General features: G+C 71.0%; 17 protein-coding genes and 1 tRNA gene. 6 read left to right on the top strand and 12 right to left on the bottom strand.

The features are described 5' to 3' along the window. Positions 1 to 56 precede the first annotated feature (56 nt). The 4 genes from AC0Z36_RS06190 to AC0Z36_RS06175 form a co-directional block, all read right to left on the bottom strand. On the bottom strand, positions 57 to 1,166 hold the full coding sequence (locus AC0Z36_RS06190; protein ID WP_485461667.1) for an LCP family protein: 1,110 nt from the start codon (positions 1,164 to 1,166) through the stop codon (positions 57 to 59). A gap of 393 nt (positions 1,167 to 1,559) precedes the next feature. Continuing rightward, a complete protein-coding gene (locus AC0Z36_RS06185; protein WP_485461666.1) occupies positions 1,560 to 2,528 on the bottom strand; it encodes a tetratricopeptide repeat protein in 969 nt (322 codons plus the stop codon). 286 nt (positions 2,529 to 2,814) lie between these two features. Next, entirely contained in the window at positions 2,815 to 3,051 is a 237-nt protein-coding gene (locus AC0Z36_RS06180; protein ID WP_485461665.1) for a DUF397 domain-containing protein, read from the bottom strand. A gap of 271 nt (positions 3,052 to 3,322) precedes the next feature. Next, positions 3,323 to 5,791: a beta-glucosidase gene (locus tag AC0Z36_RS06175; protein ID WP_485461664.1), complete on the bottom strand. Its 2,469-nt coding sequence runs from the start codon at positions 5,789 to 5,791 to the stop codon at positions 3,323 to 3,325. A gap of 193 nt (positions 5,792 to 5,984) precedes the next feature. Between AC0Z36_RS06175 and AC0Z36_RS06170 the strand changes: the two genes are divergently transcribed. Continuing rightward, complete coding sequence (locus AC0Z36_RS06170) at positions 5,985 to 6,659, top strand: TetR/AcrR family transcriptional regulator (RefSeq protein ID WP_485461663.1); 675 nt, start codon at positions 5,985 to 5,987, stop codon at positions 6,657 to 6,659. Positions 6,660 to 6,689: 30 nt separating this feature from the next. Here AC0Z36_RS06170 and AC0Z36_RS06165 read toward each other — a convergent pair whose 3' ends face one another. After that, positions 6,690 to 7,913: a MerR family transcriptional regulator gene (locus AC0Z36_RS06165; RefSeq protein WP_485461662.1), complete on the bottom strand. Its 1,224-nt coding sequence runs from the start codon at positions 7,911 to 7,913 to the stop codon at positions 6,690 to 6,692. Positions 7,914 to 8,118: 205 nt separating this feature from the next. After that, positions 8,119 to 8,616 carry a universal stress protein gene (locus AC0Z36_RS06160; protein ID WP_485461661.1) on the bottom strand — a complete coding sequence of 166 codons (498 nt, stop codon included), beginning with the start codon at positions 8,614 to 8,616 and terminating at the stop codon, positions 8,119 to 8,121. Positions 8,617 to 9,041: 425 nt separating this feature from the next. Between AC0Z36_RS06160 and AC0Z36_RS06155 the strand changes: the two genes are divergently transcribed. After that, positions 9,042 to 9,551: a hypothetical protein gene (locus tag AC0Z36_RS06155; RefSeq protein WP_485461660.1), complete on the top strand. Its 510-nt coding sequence runs from the start codon at positions 9,042 to 9,044 to the stop codon at positions 9,549 to 9,551. A 33-nt stretch (positions 9,552 to 9,584) separates the two neighbouring features. Here AC0Z36_RS06155 and AC0Z36_RS06150 read toward each other — a convergent pair whose 3' ends face one another. Continuing rightward, positions 9,585 to 10,592: a YeiH family protein gene (locus tag AC0Z36_RS06150; protein WP_485461725.1), complete on the bottom strand. Its 1,008-nt coding sequence runs from the start codon at positions 10,590 to 10,592 to the stop codon at positions 9,585 to 9,587. 339 nt (positions 10,593 to 10,931) lie between these two features. Here AC0Z36_RS06150 and AC0Z36_RS06145 point away from each other — a divergent pair, with 339 nt between their 5' ends. The 4 genes from AC0Z36_RS06145 to AC0Z36_RS06130 all read left to right on the top strand — a co-directional run bounded on the left by AC0Z36_RS06145 (position 10,932) and on the right by AC0Z36_RS06130 (position 14,567). Continuing rightward, a complete protein-coding gene (locus AC0Z36_RS06145; RefSeq protein WP_485461724.1) occupies positions 10,932 to 11,861 on the top strand; it encodes a LysR family transcriptional regulator in 930 nt (309 codons plus the stop codon). A gap of 390 nt (positions 11,862 to 12,251) precedes the next feature. Beyond that, entirely contained in the window at positions 12,252 to 13,544 is a 1,293-nt protein-coding gene (locus AC0Z36_RS06140; protein ID WP_485461659.1) for a GlxA family transcriptional regulator, read from the top strand. A gap of 21 nt (positions 13,545 to 13,565) precedes the next feature. After that, positions 13,566 to 14,216 (top strand): oligoribonuclease, encoded by a 651-nt coding sequence (orn, locus tag AC0Z36_RS06135; protein ID WP_485461658.1) that lies wholly within the window; start codon positions 13,566 to 13,568, stop codon positions 14,214 to 14,216. A gap of 275 nt (positions 14,217 to 14,491) precedes the next feature. After that, a tRNA-His gene (locus AC0Z36_RS06130) sits at positions 14,492 to 14,567 on the top strand. Here AC0Z36_RS06130 and AC0Z36_RS06125 read toward each other — a convergent pair. From AC0Z36_RS06125 to AC0Z36_RS06105, 5 genes are all read right to left on the bottom strand, one after another. Then, positions 14,560 to 14,829, bottom strand: coding sequence for a hypothetical protein (locus AC0Z36_RS06125; RefSeq protein ID WP_485461657.1), 270 nt, complete (start codon positions 14,827 to 14,829; stop codon positions 14,560 to 14,562). The genes AC0Z36_RS06130 and AC0Z36_RS06125 overlap by 8 nt on opposite strands. Positions 14,830 to 14,905: 76 nt before the next feature. Continuing rightward, the gene (locus AC0Z36_RS06120) at positions 14,906 to 15,085 is read right to left on the bottom strand and encodes a PIN domain-containing protein (RefSeq protein WP_485461656.1); all 180 of its coding nucleotides are present in this window, start codon (positions 15,083 to 15,085) and stop codon (positions 14,906 to 14,908) included. Between the two features lie 123 nt (positions 15,086 to 15,208). Continuing rightward, positions 15,209 to 16,483, bottom strand: coding sequence for an SWIM zinc finger family protein (locus tag AC0Z36_RS06115; protein ID WP_485461655.1), 1,275 nt, complete (start codon positions 16,481 to 16,483; stop codon positions 15,209 to 15,211). Continuing rightward, entirely contained in the window at positions 16,483 to 19,320 is a 2,838-nt protein-coding gene (locus AC0Z36_RS06110; protein WP_485461654.1) for a DEAD/DEAH box helicase, read from the bottom strand. The genes AC0Z36_RS06115 and AC0Z36_RS06110 overlap by 1 nt, the downstream gene beginning before the upstream one ends. Positions 19,321 to 19,376: 56 nt before the next feature. Further along, the gene (locus AC0Z36_RS06105; protein ID WP_485461653.1) at positions 19,377 to 21,527 is read right to left on the bottom strand and encodes an FUSC family protein; all 2,151 of its coding nucleotides are present in this window, start codon (positions 21,525 to 21,527) and stop codon (positions 19,377 to 19,379) included. Between the last annotated feature and the right edge of the window lie 259 nt (positions 21,528 to 21,786).

Here is a 21,786-nt window from a genome sequence, read left to right as displayed (position 1 = left end):
ACGGCGTCCAAGGTCGCTTACGTGCCGTACGGGGATCAGCCCCCCGTAAGAGTGCCCTATCCGGTGGCGCCGGACGGCGTCCCACCTGCGGCGCCCGGGGTCGCCTCATCGCGCAACCGGGCGAACAGTTGCCCGCCCTCCGGCTGCTTCAGGGCCACCCGGTTGGGGTCGGGGACGTACCCGGTCAGCGGCACCGTGACGAACTCGATCTTGTCCCGCGGGATGCCGCGGAACCCGGAAGTGAAGTCGTACAGCGACTTCAGCGAGGCCAGACCGGGGTCGGTGGTGATCGACTTGGTCACCGCCTCCATGACGTTGAACAGCTTCTTCGGGTCGCTGAGCAGCCCGGTGTCGTCCGCCTTGGCCAGCATGTTCTTCATGAACTGCTGCTGGCGTTCGATGCGCTGGATGTCGCTGCCGTCGCCCAGCGTCTTGCGGGCCCGGACGAAGCCGAGCGCCTGTTCGCCGTTGAGCACCACGTCGCCGGCCGGGAGCTTCAACTCGGCGGCCTTGTCGTCGATCGCCCGGTCAAGGTGCATAGGCACCCCGCCGAGCGCGTCCACGACGCCCTTGAAGCCGGTGAAGTCGACGGTGACCTGGTGGTCGACCCGGGCACCGGTGAGCTTCTCCACGGTCTTGATCGTGCAGGCCGCGCCGCCCGTCTGGTAGGCGCTGTTGAACATCCCGAAGGTGGCGTCGGACCGGCCGCCGCTCTTGAGCACGCACGCGGGGATGCCGGTCATCAGGTCGCGGGGGAAGCTGACCGCGGTCGCGGTCTTCCGCCCTGCCGGGACGTGCACCAGGATCACCGTGTCGGAGCGCTCACTGTCCTCCGCGCCGCCGTACGCCGAGTTGGCCCCGGCCCGCGAGTCCGTTCCGATGATCAGCACGTTGGTCGCCTCGGTGGGGATGGGGCGTTCCTTCTCGTCCAGGCTGGCGGCGAAGTCCTCGGACTTGATGTTGCCGTTGAGCCGGTCGTAGGCCCACCAGGCGACGCCGCCGAGCGCGATCAGGAGGACGGCCAGGCCGATCGCCGTCCCGCCGAGGATCCGGCGCCTGCGGCGGCTGCGCCCGGCCCGGCGGCGTGCGGCCCGGCCGGGGCCGGCCGGGCCCGGCCAAGCGGTACCCGGGGTGTCGGCACCCGGGGAGCCGGATTCGGCGCCCACAGGCGTCCTCGCGTCGTCTCTGTCCTTGTCCTGCACGGCGTGTCTGTCACCTTCGTCGAACCCGAACCCCCGAGTCCGCTTCCGGTCCCTTGGTGGACCGGTTCCGTGACCGACATGACGAGTCGCGCGACCGCACTGGTTCCGGATATGACCTTACTGTTCCATATTTCACATTTTCGGCGAGTTTCTGATCATGGGCAGGTCCGGAGCTCCGGGCACCGGGCCGCTCGCGGCCGGGCCTCGCGCAGCCGGAAGAGCAGGTGGCTACACCTCCATCGGACCGGTCAGGGCCCCGCCACGCCTGCCCGGTGGCCGGGTCCGCGGACCTGTTGTGGACCGATCTCCCGGCACAGCAATCCGGTCAGGAACCACGCGGCGGCGCCGCACAAGCGCTCAGGCCGCCTGCGCCGACCCCGGCACCGGAATCGGCGCCCTCGGCCCCTCGCTCCACCAGAACTGCGCCCGCTTGGCATTACGCGTGTCGGGGTGGTCTCCCCCGAGCACCCGCTCACCGTCGGTGACCAGTTGGCCCAGCAGTTCCGCCGCGCCGTCCGCGTCCCCGGCCGCACCCGTCCAGTGCGCGTGGTTGTGCCGCACGATGAGCGTGTCGGGGTGGTCGGCCCCGAGCTCGGCCACGTAGTCCTCAGTCAGCGTGTGCAGCAGGTCCCGGGCGAGCGACACATCGCCCGCCTCTCCGGTCCAGGTCGCGTGGTCGTGCCGGGCCGACAGCGTCGCTTCGTCCTGCGCGCCGAGCACCTCGCCGCGTTCACCGGCCACGTCGGACAACAGCGCCGCGGCCTGGGTGGCGTCCCCGGAGCGGCCCAGCCAGTGCGCCTGTTGGTGACGCACCGTCAACACATCCGGATGTACGGGGCCCAGCACATCCCCGTAACCCGCCACGACTGATTTGAGCAGCCTGGCGGCCTGCGCGGCGTCGCCGGTCTCCCCGACCCAGCGCGCCCACGCGGCGCGGGCGTTCAGGGTGTCCGGGTCGTCGGCGCCCAGTGCCTGGACGCAGTCGGCCGCGACTTCACGGGCCAGCGCTTCGGCGGTGACGGCGTTGCCGCTCACCCCCATACAGAACGCCTGGTTGTGCCGGGCGAGCAGGGCCTCGGGGAACTGCGCGCCGAGAACCCGGGAGTAGTCCTGGGCCACTTCGGAGAACAGACCCGCGGCCTCGGCGAAGCGTCCGGCGTCGGCCACCGCGCGGGCCCAGGCGGCCCGGGCCTGGAGCGCTTCGGGGTGGTCGGCGCCCAGGTCCTCGACCTTGCGTTCGGCCACCCTGCGCAGTTTGAAGATCGTCTCCTCGACATCCGCGGCCTCGCCGGTGCCCATGGAGTCGGCGGTCACGTCGTCGCTCATCTCGTGTCCTCCCCGTTTGTGGCGGAGCATCCCCGCGGCTGTGCAAGTCGGCGCTCCTGCTGGGTGTCTCCCGGCCGCGAGCTTAAAGCGTGTGTTGTATCCGATTGTGGTCGAGGCTGGTTACGTACGCCGACGTCACCCTTACGGCATATAACGCGCGCTAGGCGATTTCCCCCAAATCACCCCATCGTTGTGGGCAAACCGACACGCAGGCCGCACCCAACGGGCCGAAAGCCCAAGGGCAGGAATGCGCCGTACGGGTGGACCCGCGCTCCGCGCCGACCCGTCAGAGCCGGTCCAGATCGAACTCCCCGTCGCGGACTCCCAGGACAAAGGCCTCCCACTCGCCGGGCGTGAACCTCAGCACCGGCCCCTCGGGGCTCGCCGAGTTGCGCATGGCGACGTTGCCCCCGGGCAGGTGCGCCAGCTCGACGCAGCCTTCGCCGGTCGTGTCCTCGCCGAAGCGCGTCCACTCGGCTCCGGTCATGTCCATGGAGTACAGCGCGGTCTTCTCGTCGTCCATCAGCTCGTCGTGTCCCTTCCGGTACGGGCGGGGAGAAATGGCCGGAGTGAGTTGACTGGCCGTCACCCCGGTGGCGCGCCACGCACAGTACGACGGCGGCGGCGGGCGCACAATGCGCCCGCCGCCGCCGTTCGCTGTTTTCAGCCTCCTGGGTCGCCCCGTCGGCAGGACCGCCGCGGCGGTCCGGTTCAGCCGGGACACAGCGACGCGGGCGGCAGAGGCCGTGACCCCCTGCCGCCCGCGTCGGTCTCTGAGCGCTACTGACGATGAGTCAGAGCGTGATCCGCGCGGTCAGCGCGGCGGTCGCCGCGTTGCCGCCGGTGCGCAGGACGTACGTCCCGGGGAAGACCTTCCAAGCGTTCCCGGCGACGTCCCAGCGGGACAGCGTGCGGGTGTCGAGGGTGATCTCCACCGTCTTCGACGTGCCCGCGGCGACGTCGACGGCCGCGTAGCCGACGAGGCGGGTCGGCTCAGCGTGACCCTGCAACTCGGCGCCGGGGGTGTCGAGGTAGACCTGGACGACCTCCCTGCCTTCGCGGGCGCCGGTGTTGGACACCGTGACCCCGACGGTGACGCCGGAAGCACCGCCCTTCGCGACTACGCCGTCGTACGACCAGGTGGTGTAGCCCAGGCCGTGACCGAAGGGGTACGCCGGGGTCACACCGGCCGCCTCCCAGGCGCGGTAGCCGACAGCCGACGACTGCTTGGTGTAGTCGTTGTCGATGTTGGTCGGGATGATGACCGGGACATCGGCCTCGACCGCGGGGTACGACGTGGGCAGGCGCCCACCGGGCTCCGTGTGGCCGAACAGGACGTCGGCGACCGAGTGTCCGGCCTCCTGGCCGGGCAGCCAGGCGAACAGCACGGCGGCGACCTCGTCGCGCCACGGCAGGATCACCGGCGAACCGGCGTTGACCACGACGACGGTGTTCGCGTTGACCGCGGCCACCGCGCGGACCAGTGCGTTGGAGCGGCCCGGCAGTTCAAGGTCCTTGCGGTCGAAGCCCTCGGACTCGATGGCGTCGGTCGTACCGATGACGACCACGGCCACGTCGGCGCCGCGGGCGGCTTCCACGGCGGCGGCGAGTTCGTCCTCCTCGGTACGTTGGGGGTTGCCCCAGCCGAGGCCGAAGGAGGCCAGGTCGATGCCGAGCGCGTTGTCGCCGGAGACGAGGTGGGCGTCCAGGACGATCTCGACCGGCTGACCGGCCTTGGCTTCGACCGTGACACGGGTGGCCGGCGGGGCCATCAGCGCGAGCACCGGGTCGGAGCCCTCGGGCAGGGCGCCGTCGATGATCTGCGTCCCACCACCGTCGACGGTCAGCTCGTAGTGGCCGACACCGATGACGTCGAGCAGGTGCGTGCCGTCGACCTCGGGGGTGACCCGGGCGCGGGCGATCATCCGGGCGGTACCGGCGGGGAAGGTGCCCGGCCAGTACAGCAGGACCGAGCCGAGGCGGTGGTCGGTGCCGAGCGACCTGCCTCCGGCGTCGATGAATTCGACGCTGAGGCCCTTGTCGCCGGAGACCGGGTCGACCGTACGGTCCTTGGGCAGTTGCGAGAGCACGTCGTGGGTGAACGCACCCTCGACTACGTCGAGCTCGACACCGGCGGGCAGCGCGGCGCGCAGGCCCTCGACGACGGAGACCTCGTACGCGGCGTTGACGTGCGCCGAGCCACCGCCCTGGACGGAGGTGCGACCGGCGTTCGGGCCGATCAGCGCGACCCTGCCGAGCTTGGCGGTGTCGAGCGGCAGGATGCCCTTCGGGTTGGTCATGAGGACCATGGCCTGGGCGGCGATGTGGCGCAGCGTCTGCGAGGCGTCGTCCGGAGTCGGGTGTCCGCCGACGGGCGTGTAGTCACCGAGGACGCCGACACGGGCGGCGAGGCGCAGCACGCGGGCGGCCAGCTTGTCGATCTCGGACTCGGCGAGTTCGCCGTCGTTGACTGCGGCGACGAGCTTGGCGCCGCGCAGGTCGCCGACCGGCATCATGATGTCGGTGCCGCCGAGCACGGCGTCGACCGTGGAGCGCACGGCGCCCCAGTCGGAGACGAACACGCCGTCCCAGCCCCACTCGTCGCGGGCGACGGTGTTCTGCAGGTGGGTGTTCTTCTCCATGGAGGTGCCGTTGACCGAGTTGTACGCGGTCATCATGAGCCATACGTGGCCGGTCCTGCAGGCCTCTTCGAACGGCAGCAGGTAGACCTCGCGCAGGGCGCGCTCGTCGACCCGGGTGTCGTACGTGAAGCGCTCGTCCTCGGAGTCGTTGCCGACGTAGTGCTTGATCGTCGCGGCGACGCCGGCCGACTGGACGCCCGTGACGAAGCCCACGCCGAGGTCCGCGGTGAGCTTCGGGTCCTCGGAGTAGGACTCGAAGTGCCGGCCGCCCTTGGGGGTGCGCTGCATGTTGACCATCGGCGCGAGCAGGACGTGGATGCCTTTGCTGCGGGCCTGGGTGCCCATGAGGTAACCGGCGGTCCGCGTGACCTCCGGGTCCCAGGCCGCCGCGAGTGCGGTCGGGCTCGGGAACAGCAGGGAGGTCTCGCGCTCGTCCCACACCACGCCGCGGACGCCCACGGGGCCGTCGGACATGTTCAGCTTGCGCAGCCCGATCTTCGGCAGCTCGGGCAGGGACCAGAAGTCCGCACCGGAGAGCAGTGAGACCTTCTCGTCGAGGGTCAGCTGTGCCAGGAGCGCGGTGAGCTGTGCGTCGGTTACGACGTTGGGCGTGGTCGTCATCGTCCACCTTCGGGGAGTCCGGGGGCCGCCCCCCGGGTGGTCACAGCTTCTGCGGCCGGGGTCGCCCGTGTTGCCGGGGTTTCTCTGCTGAAACCGTAACTCCAAAACCTAATAGGCGGTAGTTTTGTTACCAGTACGAGATCTATCTCGCACCGGAGGCCGGAGCGGCACCCGGGCACGACAAGATGGGGCCATGGCAGCAGGAGGGGCGGCTGAAGCCGCCGAAAGCACGGGCAGCACCCCACCGCGTCGCGGACGGCGCAGCGGGCAGGGTTACGCCACCGGTGACGCCCGCAGGGCACGCATCCTCAACATCTCGCTGCAGGAGTTCGCCGAGAACGGCTACCGGGGCACCTCACTGGCCCGGATCGCCGAGCGGGCCGAGCTGACCCAGGCCGGACTGCTGCACCACTTCCGCAGCAAGCAGGACCTGCTGATCGCGGTCCTGGACCTGCGCGACCGGATGGACAGCGAGCGGCTCGACCTGACCGCCGTTCCGGGTCTCGGGGCCGAGGCTGCACTGGACCACCTGATCGCCCTGGTCGACCACAACGCCCGGGTGCCGGGCCTGGTCCAACTGTTCACCGTACTTACGGGCGAGGCGGTCACCACCGACCATCCGGCGCACGCCTGGGCCAAGGAGCGCTACCGCGCCCTCACTGTGGGGCTCACCGAGTCACTGCGCCACGGGATCGAGAGCGGCGAGCTGCGCCCGGACGTCAATCCGGAGTACACCGCGCGGGAGCTCTTCGCGGTGATGGACGGCATCCAGCTGCAGTGGCTGCTCGCCCCGGAGGACGTGGACATGCCGTCGATCTTCCGGGAGTACGCGCAACACCTGCTGGCGCGGATCAAGCAGCACTCCTAGTCCCTCTGCCGCAGGGCAGCGCAGCGGCCGCTAAGCGGTCAGCTCCTGGAGGACGGCCCCCAGGTCCCACCCGGAAATACTCGCCAGCGCCTCCTTGAACACGGTGAGCGCGAAGAGGTCCCCGGTAGCACTCAGCCGCCCGTCCTTCAGTGCCGCCCGCGCAATGGAGCGGTCGTTCTCCAGGATCAGACTCCGCGCGGTGCCGCAATCCATGTGGATCATCAGGTCGGGGCCCGGCAGATGCCCGGGACGCACCAGCACCCGCCCGCGGAACACGTCCAGGTGCAGCTCCGCGGGATCGTCCCGCCCCGGCACGTCGACGACCATGATGTCCACCACCGCGGGGTGCTTCGTCCGTCGCTCCGGGTCCGGGGTGATCATGCGGCTGAGCCTGGCGACCGCCGAGATCCAGTCGTCCGACATGAACGCGTAGCGCTCCAGGCCGGCTTTCTCCTCCGGTGCGGGGGGCGTCGATGCGGGGGCCGTCCGCGCGGGGGTCGTCCGCGCGTCGTCCAGCATCGCCCGGCCGAGCGTCCCGCCCACCCGCCGGGCGGTCTGCTGCCGCATGGCCCGCACCAGCTCACTCTCCACCACCCGCTGGACCAACGGGCGCATTCTGCCGACCAGTTCGGCGATCTGTGGCTCATCGGTCACTGCGTCCTCGGCCAGCCGGCGGGGCCACAGGTGGGTCTCCACCAGCTCCAGGAAGCCGTCGGCGACGCGCTCCATATCCGTACGCAACGCACTCAGGTGTTCCAGCACGACCGTCGCCGGGACACCGGCGGCGTGCAGTTCGGCGCCGACGGCCAGTTCCCGGGGGCTCGGCACCCGGAAGACGGTCAGGGTGTCGTCCTCGGGTTCGAGCAGGCCGAGCCGGACCGCGCCGGCCAGGACCACCGGGTCGTCGAGGCCGCCGAGCAGGCCCGTCAGTTCGGTGCGGGTGATCCGTCCGGCGGTCTCGTCGCCCCACAGTCCGCCGGTGTCGGGGGCCAGACCGAGCACCCCGCCCAGCGTCCGGCCCGCGTCCCAGGCGTCGAGCAGTTCCTTGCTGCTGACCAGGCTGTAACCCCGGTCGAGCAGTCGGCCGATCAGCCGCAGCCGGGCCAGGTGACCGGCGTCGTACAGCGACACCCGGCCCTGTCGGCGCGGCCGGGGCAGCAGCCCGCGGTCCTGGTAGGCGCGTACGTTGCGGACCGTTGTGCCGCCCTCGCGCGCGAGGTCCTCGATCCGGTATTCAGCCACGCGATCAACCACGAATGACGTTCCCTTGCACTTCCGGCCCCCGCCCCGGTCCACCCGCGGCGCCGCGACTCTGCTGTACGGCTGCTCCGCAGCGGGCAGACGTACGAGGACATCACCTGGCAAGGCACAGTAACCCACCCGGTACGGGGCGGACGATCGAGACCGCCACCCCGTACCGGGCCGACACACCGTCAGTCGACTTCCGGCGCAGGGGTGTTCAGGGGATCACGACCACCGGCCGCCGGGCGTGCTTCACCAGTCGCCCGGACACTGACCCGAACACCCGGCTGACCAGCCCGGTGGACGAGCCGACCACGATGGCGTCGGCAGCGAACTCCTTTGCCACTTCCTCCAGTTCGTGACAGATGTCACCGCCGCGCTCGACCAGCACCCACGGCACGTCCCGTAGGTGGTCGGCGCAGGACAGCTCCAGGCCGAGCGCCTCGGAACGGCCGTCGGGCACATCGATGAACACCGGCGGTTCGCAGCCGGCCCACACGGTGGCGGGGATGCGGTTGGCGACATGGACGATCACCAGGCCGCCGCCTTGGCGCCGGGCCATGCCGGTGGCATAGCAAAGGGCCCGTTCACTGGCGTCGGATCCGTCGAATCCGACGACGACCGGGTGGAGGAACGCGGGGTTGCGCGCACGCGCGTCTTCGGACCGGACCAATGGGGTGCCATCCGGCAGGTCACTGAACTCGAAAGCAGCCATGGCAATCAGACATCCGTGCCTGAAAGAACCCTGTCGGCCTGCGAACAGCCCAACATCATTCTTCGTGTGGATATATAGGACAGATTACGTGGTGAGGCGGGAATCGGACAGGCCTCATCGGGAGGTGGACGGCACGATATCCGCACGAGCGGCTCTGTGGGGAGTCCCCGGCGCTATCCCGCGCCCATCCGGGGCCCGGCCGACGCCCATCCGGCGGGTACCGAACGCCCGTCCGGGTGACGTGGACCGTGACCGATCCGGTGGTTGCGGCGTTGCACAGGTAGACACCGTGCGCATTGGGCGGCGATCCCATTTTGCGCAGTTCCGGGACGCCGACCCGCACACCCTCCTGACGGTCCGGCAAGCGCCGGGCCGTCAGCAGGCTTCACCGTCCGGTCCCCCTGCCAGCCGCTGAGGAGTTCACCGTGACCGCTCCGCCGTCCGTCCAGGACTGGGGCAGCGCCGGGGAGCCGGTCTTCGACCCGCCACCGACACCGTGGGATGAACCGGCGACCGCCCTGTTCCCGGCTGTCTCCCCTGCGGCGGAGCCCTGGAACACAGAGCCCTGGAACAACGAAAACCAAAGCAGCCGAGTGCGTACGGATGACTCCCGCGCTGAAGCCGTCCGCCCTACGGGACGGCGCCGTGGGATCCCCGCCATGGAGGAGCCGGTGCGGGAGGAGACCGCCCAGGAGGAGAACGCGCGGGAGGAGAGCGCGCGGGAGGAGAGCGCGCGTCCCGCTGTCGCGGTGGGCGAGCTGACCGGGTGGTACGCCTTCAGCACGGCCACGGCCGCACTGGCCCTGCTGGTCGGCGGCAAGGGCGCGGGGACCGCGGCGGGTGTCGGCGGCGGTCTGTTGATCGTCGGCGCGGTGACCCGTTACGTCCTGGGCGTCACCGGCGCGGACCGGCCGCAGAACACCCGCAGGCGCTGAGCCTCAGGCTCCACCTGACCCTCAGGCCCGGTCTCAGCCGACCAGCAGGACACCCCCGTAGGCCACCGCGCCGATCAGCACCCAGGAAAGCAGCCCCGTCAGCAGCGCCTTCCCGCCGGTGCGCACCAGGCTCCGCAGGTCCACCGCACTGCCCAGGCCCACCAGGGCCGCCGCCATCAGCGGCTCCCGTACGGCCGTCACGGTGTCCAGGAACCCCTGCGGCAGCAACCCCGTGCTGCGGGCCGCGACCATCGCCGTGAAACCGACGACGAACAGCGGGACCAGCGCGGGCCGCCTGCCGTGCTCGAAGACGGCGGCGGTCCGCCGCCGCCGGAACGTCAGGGCTGTGGCGGCCACCAGCGGGGCCAGCAGCAGCACCCGCATGAGCTTGACCACCACGGCTCCGTGCAGCGCCGCCGGACCGGCCGGCTGGGCGGCGGCGACTACTTGCCCGACGTCGTGCACGCTGGCACCCACCCACATGCCGAACAGGTCGGCGTCGTGCAGCCCCAGCGGCCCGCGCAGCAGCGGGAGGACGATGATCGCGAGGGTTCCGCACAGCGTCACCAGCGCGACCGGGACGGCTACGTCCTCGTCCTTGCTGCGGGTGACGCCGCTCATCGCAGCGACGGCTGACGCCCCGCAGATGGAGAAGCCGGTGGCGATCAGCAGCGGCTGGTCGCCGGGGAGACCGAGGCGACGGCCGAGCCACTGGGTGCCGGAGAATGTGACGGCGACCACCGCTACGACCATGGCGACGACGGCCCAGCCGAGGTCCAGGATGTCGCCGAGCGCCAGGCTCAGGCCGAGCAGTACGACGCCGACCCGCATGAAGCGGCTGCCCGCGGTCCTGAGCCCGGGGCGGGCGACCTCCGGCACGGCGCGCAGGTTGGTGGCCAGGACGCCGAACACGATCGCGGCGCTGAGCATCGGCACGGCGGGGACGAAGTGGTGCACAAACCAGGCCAAAGCGGTTCCGGCGGCCGCGTACACGACACCCGGGGCCTGTCGCACTCCGGCCTCCCGGCCGCGCCACAGCAACGATCCTGGAGTCTCCGGGGCGCCCGATGACGGGCACAGCGCCCCGGAGACTCCAGGATCGTTGTCGCGGGCTGGACCGGAGGGCCGGTGGAGGAGGGTCACATTGATCAACTCTGGGTTCCGCCGCGCGCCGCCGGTAGCGCCCGATCGACTGGGAGCTCATAGGGTTTGCCTATGACCGCTCAGTCGCCAACCCCTCGGTCGCCAACCCCACAGCCTCCGACCCCTCAGTCGCCGACCCCTCAGCCTCCGACCCCTCAGCCTCCGACCCCACAGCCTCCGACCCCACAGCCTCCGACCCCGCAGCCGACCTCCCGGCCACCGGCTTCTCCGTCGCCGATCGCCGAGCCGCCCCGCCGCCTCCCCGACCTCGACACCCTCGACCTCCTGGTCGCCGTGGTCGAGACGGGCTCGCTCGGCCGGGCCGCCGCGCGCTTCGGCATCAGCCAGCCCTCAGCCAGCGCCCGGATGCGCACCCTGGAGCGCCGCCTGGGCGTCCAGTTGCTCCTGCGCAGCACCAGCGGCTCCCAGCCCACCCCTGCGGGCCTCGTAGTCACCGACTGGGCACGGGGAGTGCTGGAGCAGGCGCGGGCCCTCGTGGAGGGCGCGGCGGCGCTACGGGCCGCACCCCAGGGGCGGCTGCGGGTGGCCGCGAGCCTGACCATCGCCGAACACCTGGTGCCGGGCTGGCTGGTGGCGCTGCGCGAGGCCGAGCCGGATGTGCACGTCGGGCTCCAGGTGACCAACACCCACCACGTGGTCGAGGCGTTGCGGGCGGGCGAAGCCGACCTCGGTTTCGTCGAAGGCCCTTGGGTCCCCGAGGACTTGCGGGCGGCGACCGTAGGCCGGGACCGACTGGTGGTCGTGGTCGCGCCCGGCCACCCGTGGGCCCGGCGGCGGCGTCCCGTGTCGGCCGCCGAACTCGCCGCCACGCCACTGCTGTTGCGCGAGCCGGGTTCAGGAACCCGGGAGACCTTGGAGCGGGCGCTTTCCGCGTACGACGGCGTGGCCGTCCCGGTACTGGAGCTCGGCGCGACCGCGCCACTGCGGTCGGCCGCGGTGTCCGGTTCCGCACCTGCGGCCCTGTCCGTACTGGCGGTCCGCGACGACCTGACTGAGGGCCGGCTGGTCGAGGTCGTCCTCGACGACGGGCTCAAGCCGCCCCTGGAACGGCTGTTGCGTGCCGTGTGGGTGCGGGGCCGCGAGCTCCCCGAGTCGGCGGTGCGGCTCCTGCACGTCGCCCGGACCACGGGACGCGGTTCAGGCTGATCCGCGGGCGGTGACCACGTTTTGTCGATTTGACGACTTGATCATCTTCCGCTCGGACCGATGAATCAAGTCCGAATTATGCTCCCCAGTGAGGCTTTTGACCATATATCAGACGCGACTCGCATGATCGGGGGTTCTGCCCTCGTTTGCCCACATACTGCGTTGATTTTGGTGTGACCGAGGTCACAAACAGGAATATCTACTTAACGCCACGTCGAGAACATCATGCATAGGGAAGGTGAGAGAGAGTAAGTTCCGATCTTGGGTTGCGCGTGTGACTGCTGTGAACTCGTGGGGTTCACTGTCCTTGGGGCAGGCAGCACACCGCTTGATCCCTCGTACGGCGATCGCCGACGGGGCGCGGAGGAAGCGAAGGGGGCGATCGGAGCCATGCGCGGGGACGACAAGCACCAGACGTGGCGGCGGGCACAGACCGTCGCAGCGACTGCCACACAGAACCAGCCGACGGCGTCCAGCGGCGGTCCCGGAGTCTCACCGACCCCGGTGACCGACACCAGCCCGCGCCCGGACGGCAGACCCGCGGTCCCCGCTCCTCGTTCGCCCGGACCGCAGTCCGCCGAAGCCGACCCGCAGCGGGACCCAGCCGCCGCAGACCCGGCCCCCGAAGCCCCCACCGACCTGACCACGCCCGCGTGGGCCCGTCGGCTCACCGGCCGGCGCCGCGCGGAGACCATCGCGGTGCTGCTGTTCAACGGCGCGCCGATGCTGGAGAGTTCCATCCCCATCTCGGTGTTCGGCGTGGACCGACGCGACGCCGGAGTCCCCGCCTACCGATTAATGGTGTGCGCGGCCGAACCCGGACCGCTCCGCACCACGGCGGGTGTCGAACTGACCGCCCCGTACAACCTGGACGCCGTCGACAAGGCCGGAACCGTGATCGTCCCGGCCTGGCGCTCCCCCGGACGGATCCCGCCCCTGCCCATACTCGAAGCACTGCGCCGGGCCCACCGTGACGGCGCGCGGGTGGTCGGCCTGGGCGGTGGGGCGTTCGTCCTGGCCGCCGCCGGGCTGCTCGACGACCGACCGGCCACCACGCACTGGATGTACGCGCCTGCGCTGTCCAAGAAGTACCCGCAGGTGCGGGTGGACCCGCGCGAACTGTACGTCGACGACGGCGACATCCTCACCAGCGCCGGCACCACCGCGGGCCTCGACCTGTGCCTGCACCTGATCCGTACGGACCACGGACCGCAGGCCGCGGACGCACTGGCCCGCCGCCTCGTGCTGCCCACCCAGCGCAGCGCCACCGCGTTCCCGGCCGGACAGTACCTCGACCTGGCCCTGCCCGAGGAGATCAGCGGCGACCCGCTCGCCCCGGTCCTCACCTGGGCCAGGGACAACCTCGCCGAGCGGTTCGACATCGAGGCGCTGGCGGCCCGCGCGTACATGAGCCGCCGGACGTTCGACCGTCGGTTCCGCACGCTCACCGGCAGCGCTCCGCTGCAGTGGCTGCTGACCCAGCGGGTGCTCCAGGCCCAGCGGCTCCTCGAATCCACCGACACCCCGGTGGAGGAGATAGCGACCCGGTGCGGTTTCCGCTCACCGGTGGCCCTGCGCGGGCACTTCCGCAAGCACGTGGGTCTGTCCCCGGCCGCGTACCGGGAGGCGTTCCGCGGCAAGTCGGCCGCCGAGGAGGTGCCCGTCCCGACCGGTCACCGCTGACACCGCTTAGGGTTGGTCTCCATGAGTGACCGCTTGGTGTGGATCGACTGCGAAATGACCGGCCTCGAGCTGGATAAAGATGCGCTGGTGGAGGTGGCCGCACTGGTCACCGACTCCGACCTGAACATCCTCGGCGAGGGTGTGGACGTGGTGATCCGCCCGCCCGCCGAGGCGCTCGCCAACATGCCCGCAGTGGTGCGGAAGATGCACACTTCGTCCGGGCTCCTCGACGAGCTCGACAACGGGGTGACCCTCGCCGAGGCCGAGGCGATGGTGCTGGCGTACATCAAGGAGTGGGTGCCGGTCAGCGGCAAGGCCCCGCTGTGCGGCAACTCGATCGCCACCGACCGCGGGTTCATCTCGCGGGACATGAAGGACCTCGAAGGCTGGCTGCACTACCGGATCGTCGACGTGTCCTCGGTCAAGGAGCTGGCCCGCCGGTGGTACCCCCGGGTGTACTTCCAGAGCCCGAAGAAGGCCGGCGGCCACCGGGCGCTCCAGGACATCCGGGAGAGCATCCAGGAGCTGGCCTACTACCGCGAGGCCCTGTTCGTGCCGCAGCCCGGCCCGGACACCGAGACCGCCAAGGCGATCTCCGCCCGGCACAAGCTGCCGGTCATGCCGCAGGACGCCGCGGAAACCCCCGCGCCGACTGCCGCCGACACCGCCTGACCTCAGGGCGAGCGCTGTCCGACCCTGGCTTGACCTCGGGGCCGTCGCTGTCCGTCCCGGCTTGACCGCTGTCCGCTCAGGTTTGATCGCTGTCCGTCCCGACTTGATCGCTGTCCGTCCCGACTTGACCGCCGCCTGGCCCGCGTCCGCCCGGTGTCACGCCGGGTTCGCACGCGCGTGCGGGCCGCTAGGGGAAACCTGGCGGCGAGCACCTGCCCAGACCCTGTATAGTTTTTTTCGCCGCACCGGACAGGTTACTGACCGGGAACGCGATGGTGGGTATAGCTCAGTTGGTAGAGCACCTGGTTGTGGTCCAGGAAGTCGCGGGTTCAAGTCCCGTTACTCACCCCAGAAGATCAACGGTCTGACCAGCAAGAACGGTCAGACCGTTGATCGTTTTCCGGGGCCGTGTCAATACGGCGTCAAACATCCGCCCGGTCGCCTGACTACAGTCCCCCGCATGGCGGGCATCCGAGATCGCCTCCGCCGCGACGGCGGCGTCACGTACACCGTCCGGTGGAACGCCGGCGGCAAACGCGGCGGCAAGCAGGAGTCCGAGAACTTCCAGGACCTCCCCCAGGCCGAGACCTTCCGCGGCCTGGTCAACGATCACAAGCACAACTGGCCGCCCGGCTGGGTGCTCGCCCAGGAAACCGTCATGAAGGACCCTCAGGAGCCCGCCTCCTGGCTCAGGAAACCATGTCACGGGTTCGGTCAGCCTCCTCGCTGTTGCGTGCGCTGTGGATCATTTCGATCTCCACCGCGCCGCACACCGTGAGCAAGCCCTTCTCCGAGAGCCGGTCCAAGACTTCCCCCACGGGCTCCTGAGACCAGCGGGCCAGTGCGGACTTGTCGATCAGAAAGCTCACGTCGCAGCCCTCTTCGCCGCCGCTTCGGCCTCAAGGTGCACCACATCAAAGTCGGAGCACCTTTCCGTCACGACTAACGCACTACTCCGGCAAGGGTTACGTCATTTGGCCTATAGATCTCCCTTAACCTGCAAACCCCACAGGCTCAGCGAGCTCCGCCAGCAGTTCCCCCGGCTCCGTCCCCGGTCGCCCCGCGGGCCACCAGCCGTCGGTCTCCCTGCGGTATGGATACCAGCGGCCGTCCCGGCCGTAGCGGAGTTGGATGTCCCCTGCCGTCCAGCGGTTGCGCCACTGCTTGAGCGGCCCCGGCGCCACTTCGGCCGACAGCACCACTCCGGCCGACGGTGCCCCCTCGGCCGGCAGTTCGTCCCCGGCCAGCACGACGAGCAGCCTGGCCGCGACGTCGGCGGGCGGGCTCCACGGGTGCTCCAGGACCTCCAGGCCCTCCCGTCCGCCGTGGCGCCACGCACGGACCGCGCACGCGAACAGGGTCGGGTTGCGGCCTGAGGCCTTCAGAAGCGCCGTGTAGGTACGCAGTTCGGTGAACGTGGCGGCGAGGCGGACTGAGTCGTCGGCGCGGCTGAGCCCGGCGACCGGGTCGGTGCCCGTGCGCAGCAGCTCCAGGGCCTGCGAGGCAGCCTGGGCGACCAGCCGTTCCAGGCCCGAACCGTCGGGGGCGCCCAGGAGTGCGCTGCTCAGCTCAGGTGCCGAACCGGAAATCTCAACGCCGGGAGCGTCGGGCGGCACCGGACCGAGGGTTCGCGCGTAGGCCTCCTGTGCCGGGACGCCGGATGTCTTCCGTACGCCTTCTTCCCTGGGGTTGAACACCGCGGCCCGGACGTTGCGCGCTTGCAGCGCCGCCATGACTTCGTCCTCCGTGCGGCCGCGCAGCAGCAGGAGCACAAAGGGGTCCTGGTCGAGCAGGCGGCCCGCCTGGAAGCACAGCGCGGCGGCGTGTTTGCACGGGTTGCCCCAGTCGGGGCAGGTGCACGTCGGCCGGAGTTCGCGCCCGCCCGGGAGCAGAGTCACTCCGGCTTCGAGCGCGTCCTCGATGAGGCCTGCGGGCATGTCGCGGTCGAGCAGCGCGGCCAGATGCCCGGCGCTGGCGGCGACGGTGTCGAGGAAGCGCTCCCAGTCGGCGTCGGCCAGGACGGGGATCGACATCGTGGCCTGGTAGGGGCGCGTGCGGCTGCCGCTGACCGGGGCGGACAGCTTGCCCGGGGACACCGTGATGTCGAGGACGTTGCCGGCGCGGGCGTAGGAGCGCCCCCGGGACGCCCTGGCCGGGTCCATGGAAGAGAGCGCCGACTCCCAGGCGTTGCCCCACCACGTTGTGGCGAGCGCGCCGCGTCCGGTCGTGGGTGGCAGAGCCCGGAAGACTTTCGTACGGGAAATCATCACGGCCTGCGCAGGGCGACCAGTTCGGCCAGCTGGACGTCGGTGAGTTCGCTGAGCGCGGCCTCACCGGATCCGACCACAGCGTCGGCCAATTCGCGTTTCGACTGGAGCAGTTGCGCGATGCGGTCCTCGACGGTGCCCTCGGTGACGATGCGGTGGACCTGCACGTGTTTGTCCTGTCCGATGCGGTAGGCCCGGTCAGTGGCCTGGTCCTCGACCGCCGGGTTCCACCAGCGGTCGAAGTGCACGACGTGCCCGGCGCGGGTGAGGTTGAGGCCGGTTCCGGCGGCCTTCAACGACAGGAGGAACACCGGGACTTCGCCGTTCTGGAAGCGTTCGACCATCTCCTCGCGCTTCTTGACGGGGGTTCCTCCGTGCAGGAAGAGGGTGGGCACGCCGCGGTCGGCGAGGTGGCTCTCGATCAGCTTTCCCATCGCGACGTACTGGCTGAAGACGAGCACGGACTCCCCTTCGGCGGTGATCGTGTCGACGAGTTCGTCGAGCAGGTCGAGCTTCCCCGAGCGGCGGGCCGTCGGGCCCGTCTCCTTCAGGAACTGCGCGGGGTGGTTGCAGATCTGCTTGAGCGCGGTGAGGAGTTTGAGTACGAGTCCGCGCCGGGCGATGCCCGCGGAGTCGCCGATGGCGGCCAGGTTCTCCCGTACGACGGCTTCGTAGAGCCCGATCTGTTCGCGGGTGAGCGGGACCGTGTCGTCGATTTCGGTCTTGGGCGGCAGCTCGGGGGCGATTCCCGGGTCAGCCTTGCGGCGGCGCAGCAGGAACGGCCGGATGAGCGCGGACAGTTGCGCGGCGGCCTTCGGGTCGCGGTCGGCTTCGACGGCGTTCGCGTAGCGCGTGCGGAAGGTCTTCAGCGGGCCGAGGAGGCCGGGTGTGGTCCAGTCCAGCACCGCCCACAGTTCCGACAGGCCGTTCTCGACGGGGGTTCCGGTCAGCGCGATGCGGGCCTGCGCGGGGATGGTCCGCAGGGCTTTGGCGGTGGCCGAGTTCGGGTTCTTGACGTGCTGGGCCTCATCGGCGGTGACGATCCCCCAGGGGATGTCGGCGAGGAGTTTCCGGTCGCGGCGCAGCGTGCCGTAGGTGGTGAGGACAAAGCCGTCGGCGGGGATGTCGGTGAGGTCGCGGGTGCCCGCGTGGTGTCGGCGTACGGGGGTTCCCGGGGCGAAGCGTTCGATCTCGCGTTGCCAGTTGCCGAGCAGTGACGTCGGGCAGACCACCAGAGTCGGGGCTTGGGAAGACTCCTGCCGGTGCAGGTGCAGCGCGATGAGGGTGACGGTCTTGCCCAGGCCCATGTCGTCGGCGAGGCAGCCGCCGAGGCCGAGGTCGGCCATGGTGGCGAGCCACGTGAGGCCGCGCTGCTGGTAGGCACGCAAAGTGGCGTGCAACTTGGCCGGCGGGTCGAGGAGTTCGCGGGCGGCGGGGTCGGCGATGCGGGCACGGAGGTCGGCAAGGCGCCCGGTGACGTCGACTCCGACGGGACGTCCCCCGATGTCGACGGTGCCGGTGAGGGCCGCTTGCAGGGCGTCCATGGGCTGGAGGTCCCGGAGCTTGCGGCGGCGCGCTTTGGCTGCCAGTTCGGGATCGACCAGGACCCACTGGTCGCGCAGCCGGACGATGGGGCGGCGCGCTTCGGCGAGCGCTTCCATCTCAGCTTCGCTGAGCGGTCGGCCACCGACGGCCAACTGCCATTGGAAGTCGAGGAGTTGGTCGGGCCCGAAGAGGCCGGTGGGCTCCTTGCGGCCGCCCTGAGGCGGTTTGTCGGCGATGCGGGCGGTGGCAGTGAGGTCCTTGGCGAGTTCACGCGGCCAGTGGACTTCGATGCCGCAGGCGCTGAGTTTGGCGACGGCGGGGCCGAGGAGTTCCAGGAGTTCGGTGTCGTCGATGTCGAGCGAGTCTGGCACGTGCCGGGTCAGCAGACGGCCGACGGGTTCCCAGACGCGGGCAGCCCGGCGCAGCGCGAGGAGCACGTCGAGGTGCGCGCGGTCGCCGAAGCCGGCCGGGGTGTCGTTCCACAGTTCGGCGGCGTCGACGACGAGGGTTGGGTCGGCGAGTGAACGGACCTGGACGACAACCTGGAGCCCGTCGTGGTCGTGCGGGAGGTCGAGGCGCAGCACGACACGCACCCCCTGGTCTCGTCCCGCGGCGGTCTCGCGGGCCCATTCGCGCAGGTGCGGAACCTTCTGGGGTTCGGCGGCGGCGAAGGGCCGGCTGCGGGCGAGCGCGGTCGCGGCGGGCGTCCGCGGCAGGGTGTCGGCGACCGCGTCGAGCCAGGCGCGCAGGAGCTGTTCGGGGTCGGGGACGGTCAACGGCTCGGCGTCGGGGAGCGGCACCGCGTAGCCCTCGGGTGGCAGCGCGGCGGCGAGGGAGCGCAGCCGGTCGCCGTCGGCGATGTCGAGCGGCCCGGCCCGCCAGGCGTCGTTGCCGTCGGGTGTGACGCCGGGCAGCAGTCGGCCGCGCGCCGCGAGTTGGAGAGCCAGGACGGTGGCCGAGGCCCAGATTTTGAGGGCGGGGTGCGCGTCCGGGCTCTTCGCGGCGCGCGGCAGCCACGCGACGGCCTCGCGTGCGGTCAGGAAGCGTACGGGGACATCCTGGCGGCGTACGGCTGATCCGTCCGATCCGGCTGATCCGGCTGATCCGGCTGATCCGGCTGATCCGGCTGATCCGGCTGATCCGGCTGATCCGGCTGATCCGGCTGATGGCAGGACGACCGGGCACTCCCCCGGTTCGCCGATCTCGGGCAGTTCGCCGCCGTCCGGCGCCCACAGGGCGACCCGGCCTTCGCGCGGCGGATCTGCGGGGAGGAGGACGGCGACCGGATGCATCCGTCCACGGTAGTCGAGGCGGGCGACTGCTCAGGGGTCACCGTGGTGAGGCGGGGTCACCGTGGTGAGGCGGAGTCACCGTTGGGGGCCAGGATCTGCGCCGCCAGCGCTCGCGCGGTGCTGATCTCCACCGCCACCCCGTCGAGCGCGGTGGCGGCGCTGTCGGTCGTCGCGGCGTCGGAGAGCAGGGACTCCAGCACGGTAGCCCTGGGCAGCGCGGACGGCGGCTCCCCGGCGCCGATGGACGCGGCCAGCGCTGTCAGCTCATCCGCCAGGTGGTCCACCTGTGCCTGCGCGGGCCGGATGCCGCCGTGGTCGACGAACGCGGAAGCGGCGGTGATCGTGTCGATGACCCGTTCGATCTGGACGAGGTACGGCCACCACGCGGCGGCCCGCCGGGACGCCGGGGGCGGTTCGGCCAGAGCCTGCTGGAAGGTGGTCCGGGTGCGGGTGAGGGTCGCGTACGCCCCGCGCCGGGCCCGGGAGCGTGCCGCGTAACCCCCCGCGTCCGGCGTCCCCGGGTTCTCGGGGTCGAGCAGCCGCCGCAGGTGGTCGCCCGCCTGCCCGGTGACTTCCACCAGCCGGAGCGGGAGTTTCGCTTGCCGGAAGCCGGGCCACAGGAGGTAGCCGAAGACGAGCACCACCGCGCAGCCGATGAAGGTGTCGATCAGCCGCTCGCGGGCCATGGTCGCGGGGTCGCCGGGGTGCGGGATGTTGGTGAGGATCAGGATCAGCGGGGTGATCGCGGCGGTCTGCATGCCGTAACTGCGGGAGATCGCGATCGGCAGCAGCCCGGCGAACACCGCGACGGTGACGACGTCCGGCCAGCCGCGGGGCACGACCATGAGGAGTCCGGCGGTGACGGCCACGCCGACGACGCTGCCGAGGGCCCGGAGGAGGCCGCGGACGAACACCGAGCCGAAGTCCGGCTTGAGGACGAGGCCGACGGTGAGCAGGATCCAGTACGTACGCGGCAGCTCGAACACTTCGCCGACGGTCCCGGCGACCCCCATGCACAGGGCGAGGCGCAGGCCGTACAGCCAGGGCGCCGGTCCGGCCAGCACTCTGCGCAGGTGGACCACGGCTCCGCGCGGGCCCCAGGGGCGGTCCGGCAGGCCGAGCAGGTCAGGTTCGGTGCCGGGTGCCGCTGGGGATTCCCCCGAACCGACCGGGCGACCCGGACCACCCGGACCACCCGGACCACCCGAGCCGACCGGGCCGACCGGGCCGACCGGGCCGACCGGGCCACCCGGACCACCCGACCCGGCGGCCCGGTCCGGAGGACGCAGGTTGAGGCACCCGACCGCGTGCCGCAGCCCCGCGGCCAGCGCGCGTTCGCCGGGTGTCGCGGGTGTCAGTTCGGGCAGCACTGCCTGCCGGTCGCCGCGTTCGACCGCGTCGGCGAGCCGGTCGACGGCGTCGGCGTACACACCGTCGAGGCCCTTCTGCCGGGTGGCGGCGGCCGACGCCTCAAGGAGCGGGGTGACGCCGTTCAGCAGGACCATCAGCCGCTGGGCGGCGGGGACACGGCCGGGCGTACGGGCCCGGTAGCGCACGAGGATGTTGTACGCGGTGTCGATGCTGACGCTCAGTCTGCGCCGGACCGCGGTCTCCTCGGGGGTCCCGGCGGATGTCCGCAGCAGCGCCGCGACGGTGCGGTACACCTCGGCGACAGTGCTGCGTTCGGGCAGGTTGCGGCGCAGCGGCCACGGCAGCAGGGAGAGCAGCAGGATGGTGAGCCCACCGCTGAAGATCAGGAGTGGCGGCAGCCACCACGGGTCGGGCACCGGTACGCCGGTGCCCACGGCGGCCATGACCACGAGGTTGAGGCCGGCGACAGATGCGAAGGCGCCGATCGGGCTGATCAGCCCGGCGACCATCGCTATCAGGGTGATCATGGCAACGGCGGTCCAGCCGCCGCCGGAGAACCGGCTGCCGATCAGGATCCCGACGGCGGCGCCGGTCTGGGCGGGGAGGAAGCCGAGGAGTCGCAGCCGGTAGGGGGCGGGGCGGTCGCCGAACACCGCCATCATCGCGCCGAGGGCCAGGAGGATTCCGTACGCCGTCTTGTCACAGGCCATCGCGACGGCGACGGGCGCGGCCATGCCGATGAGTGCGCGCAGTGCGGCGAACCAGGGGGTCGCGGGGCGCTGTGGGCGCAGCGCGCGGGCGAGCCAGTGCTCGTCGGGGGCGTCCAGCGACCGCACCGGAGGTCCTCCTGCGGTTGTCACCGGTCGCCACGTCCCCTTGTTCGCGCTTTTTCGATCAGCTGTGGATCACTTGAGGTCATCAGACAGGGAACAGGCAGGGAGCGCAAATCATTGTGTACGGGTGAATAGGCCGCAGAATTTGATCCGCCTGTTCGGTTGGTTCGTGTTCGGGACCCGGTCGGTACTCAAGTGCGTTCCCTCAGCCCGCGCCCTGCGGAAGAATCGGGCCCGTCAAGAGTGACGCGACGAGACCTGC

It is taken from the genome of Kitasatospora sp. UYEF31, assembly GCF_057291755.1.
Note: the sequence above shows the minus strand (reverse complement) of the source record. Positions and strands in the feature narration are given on the sequence as shown.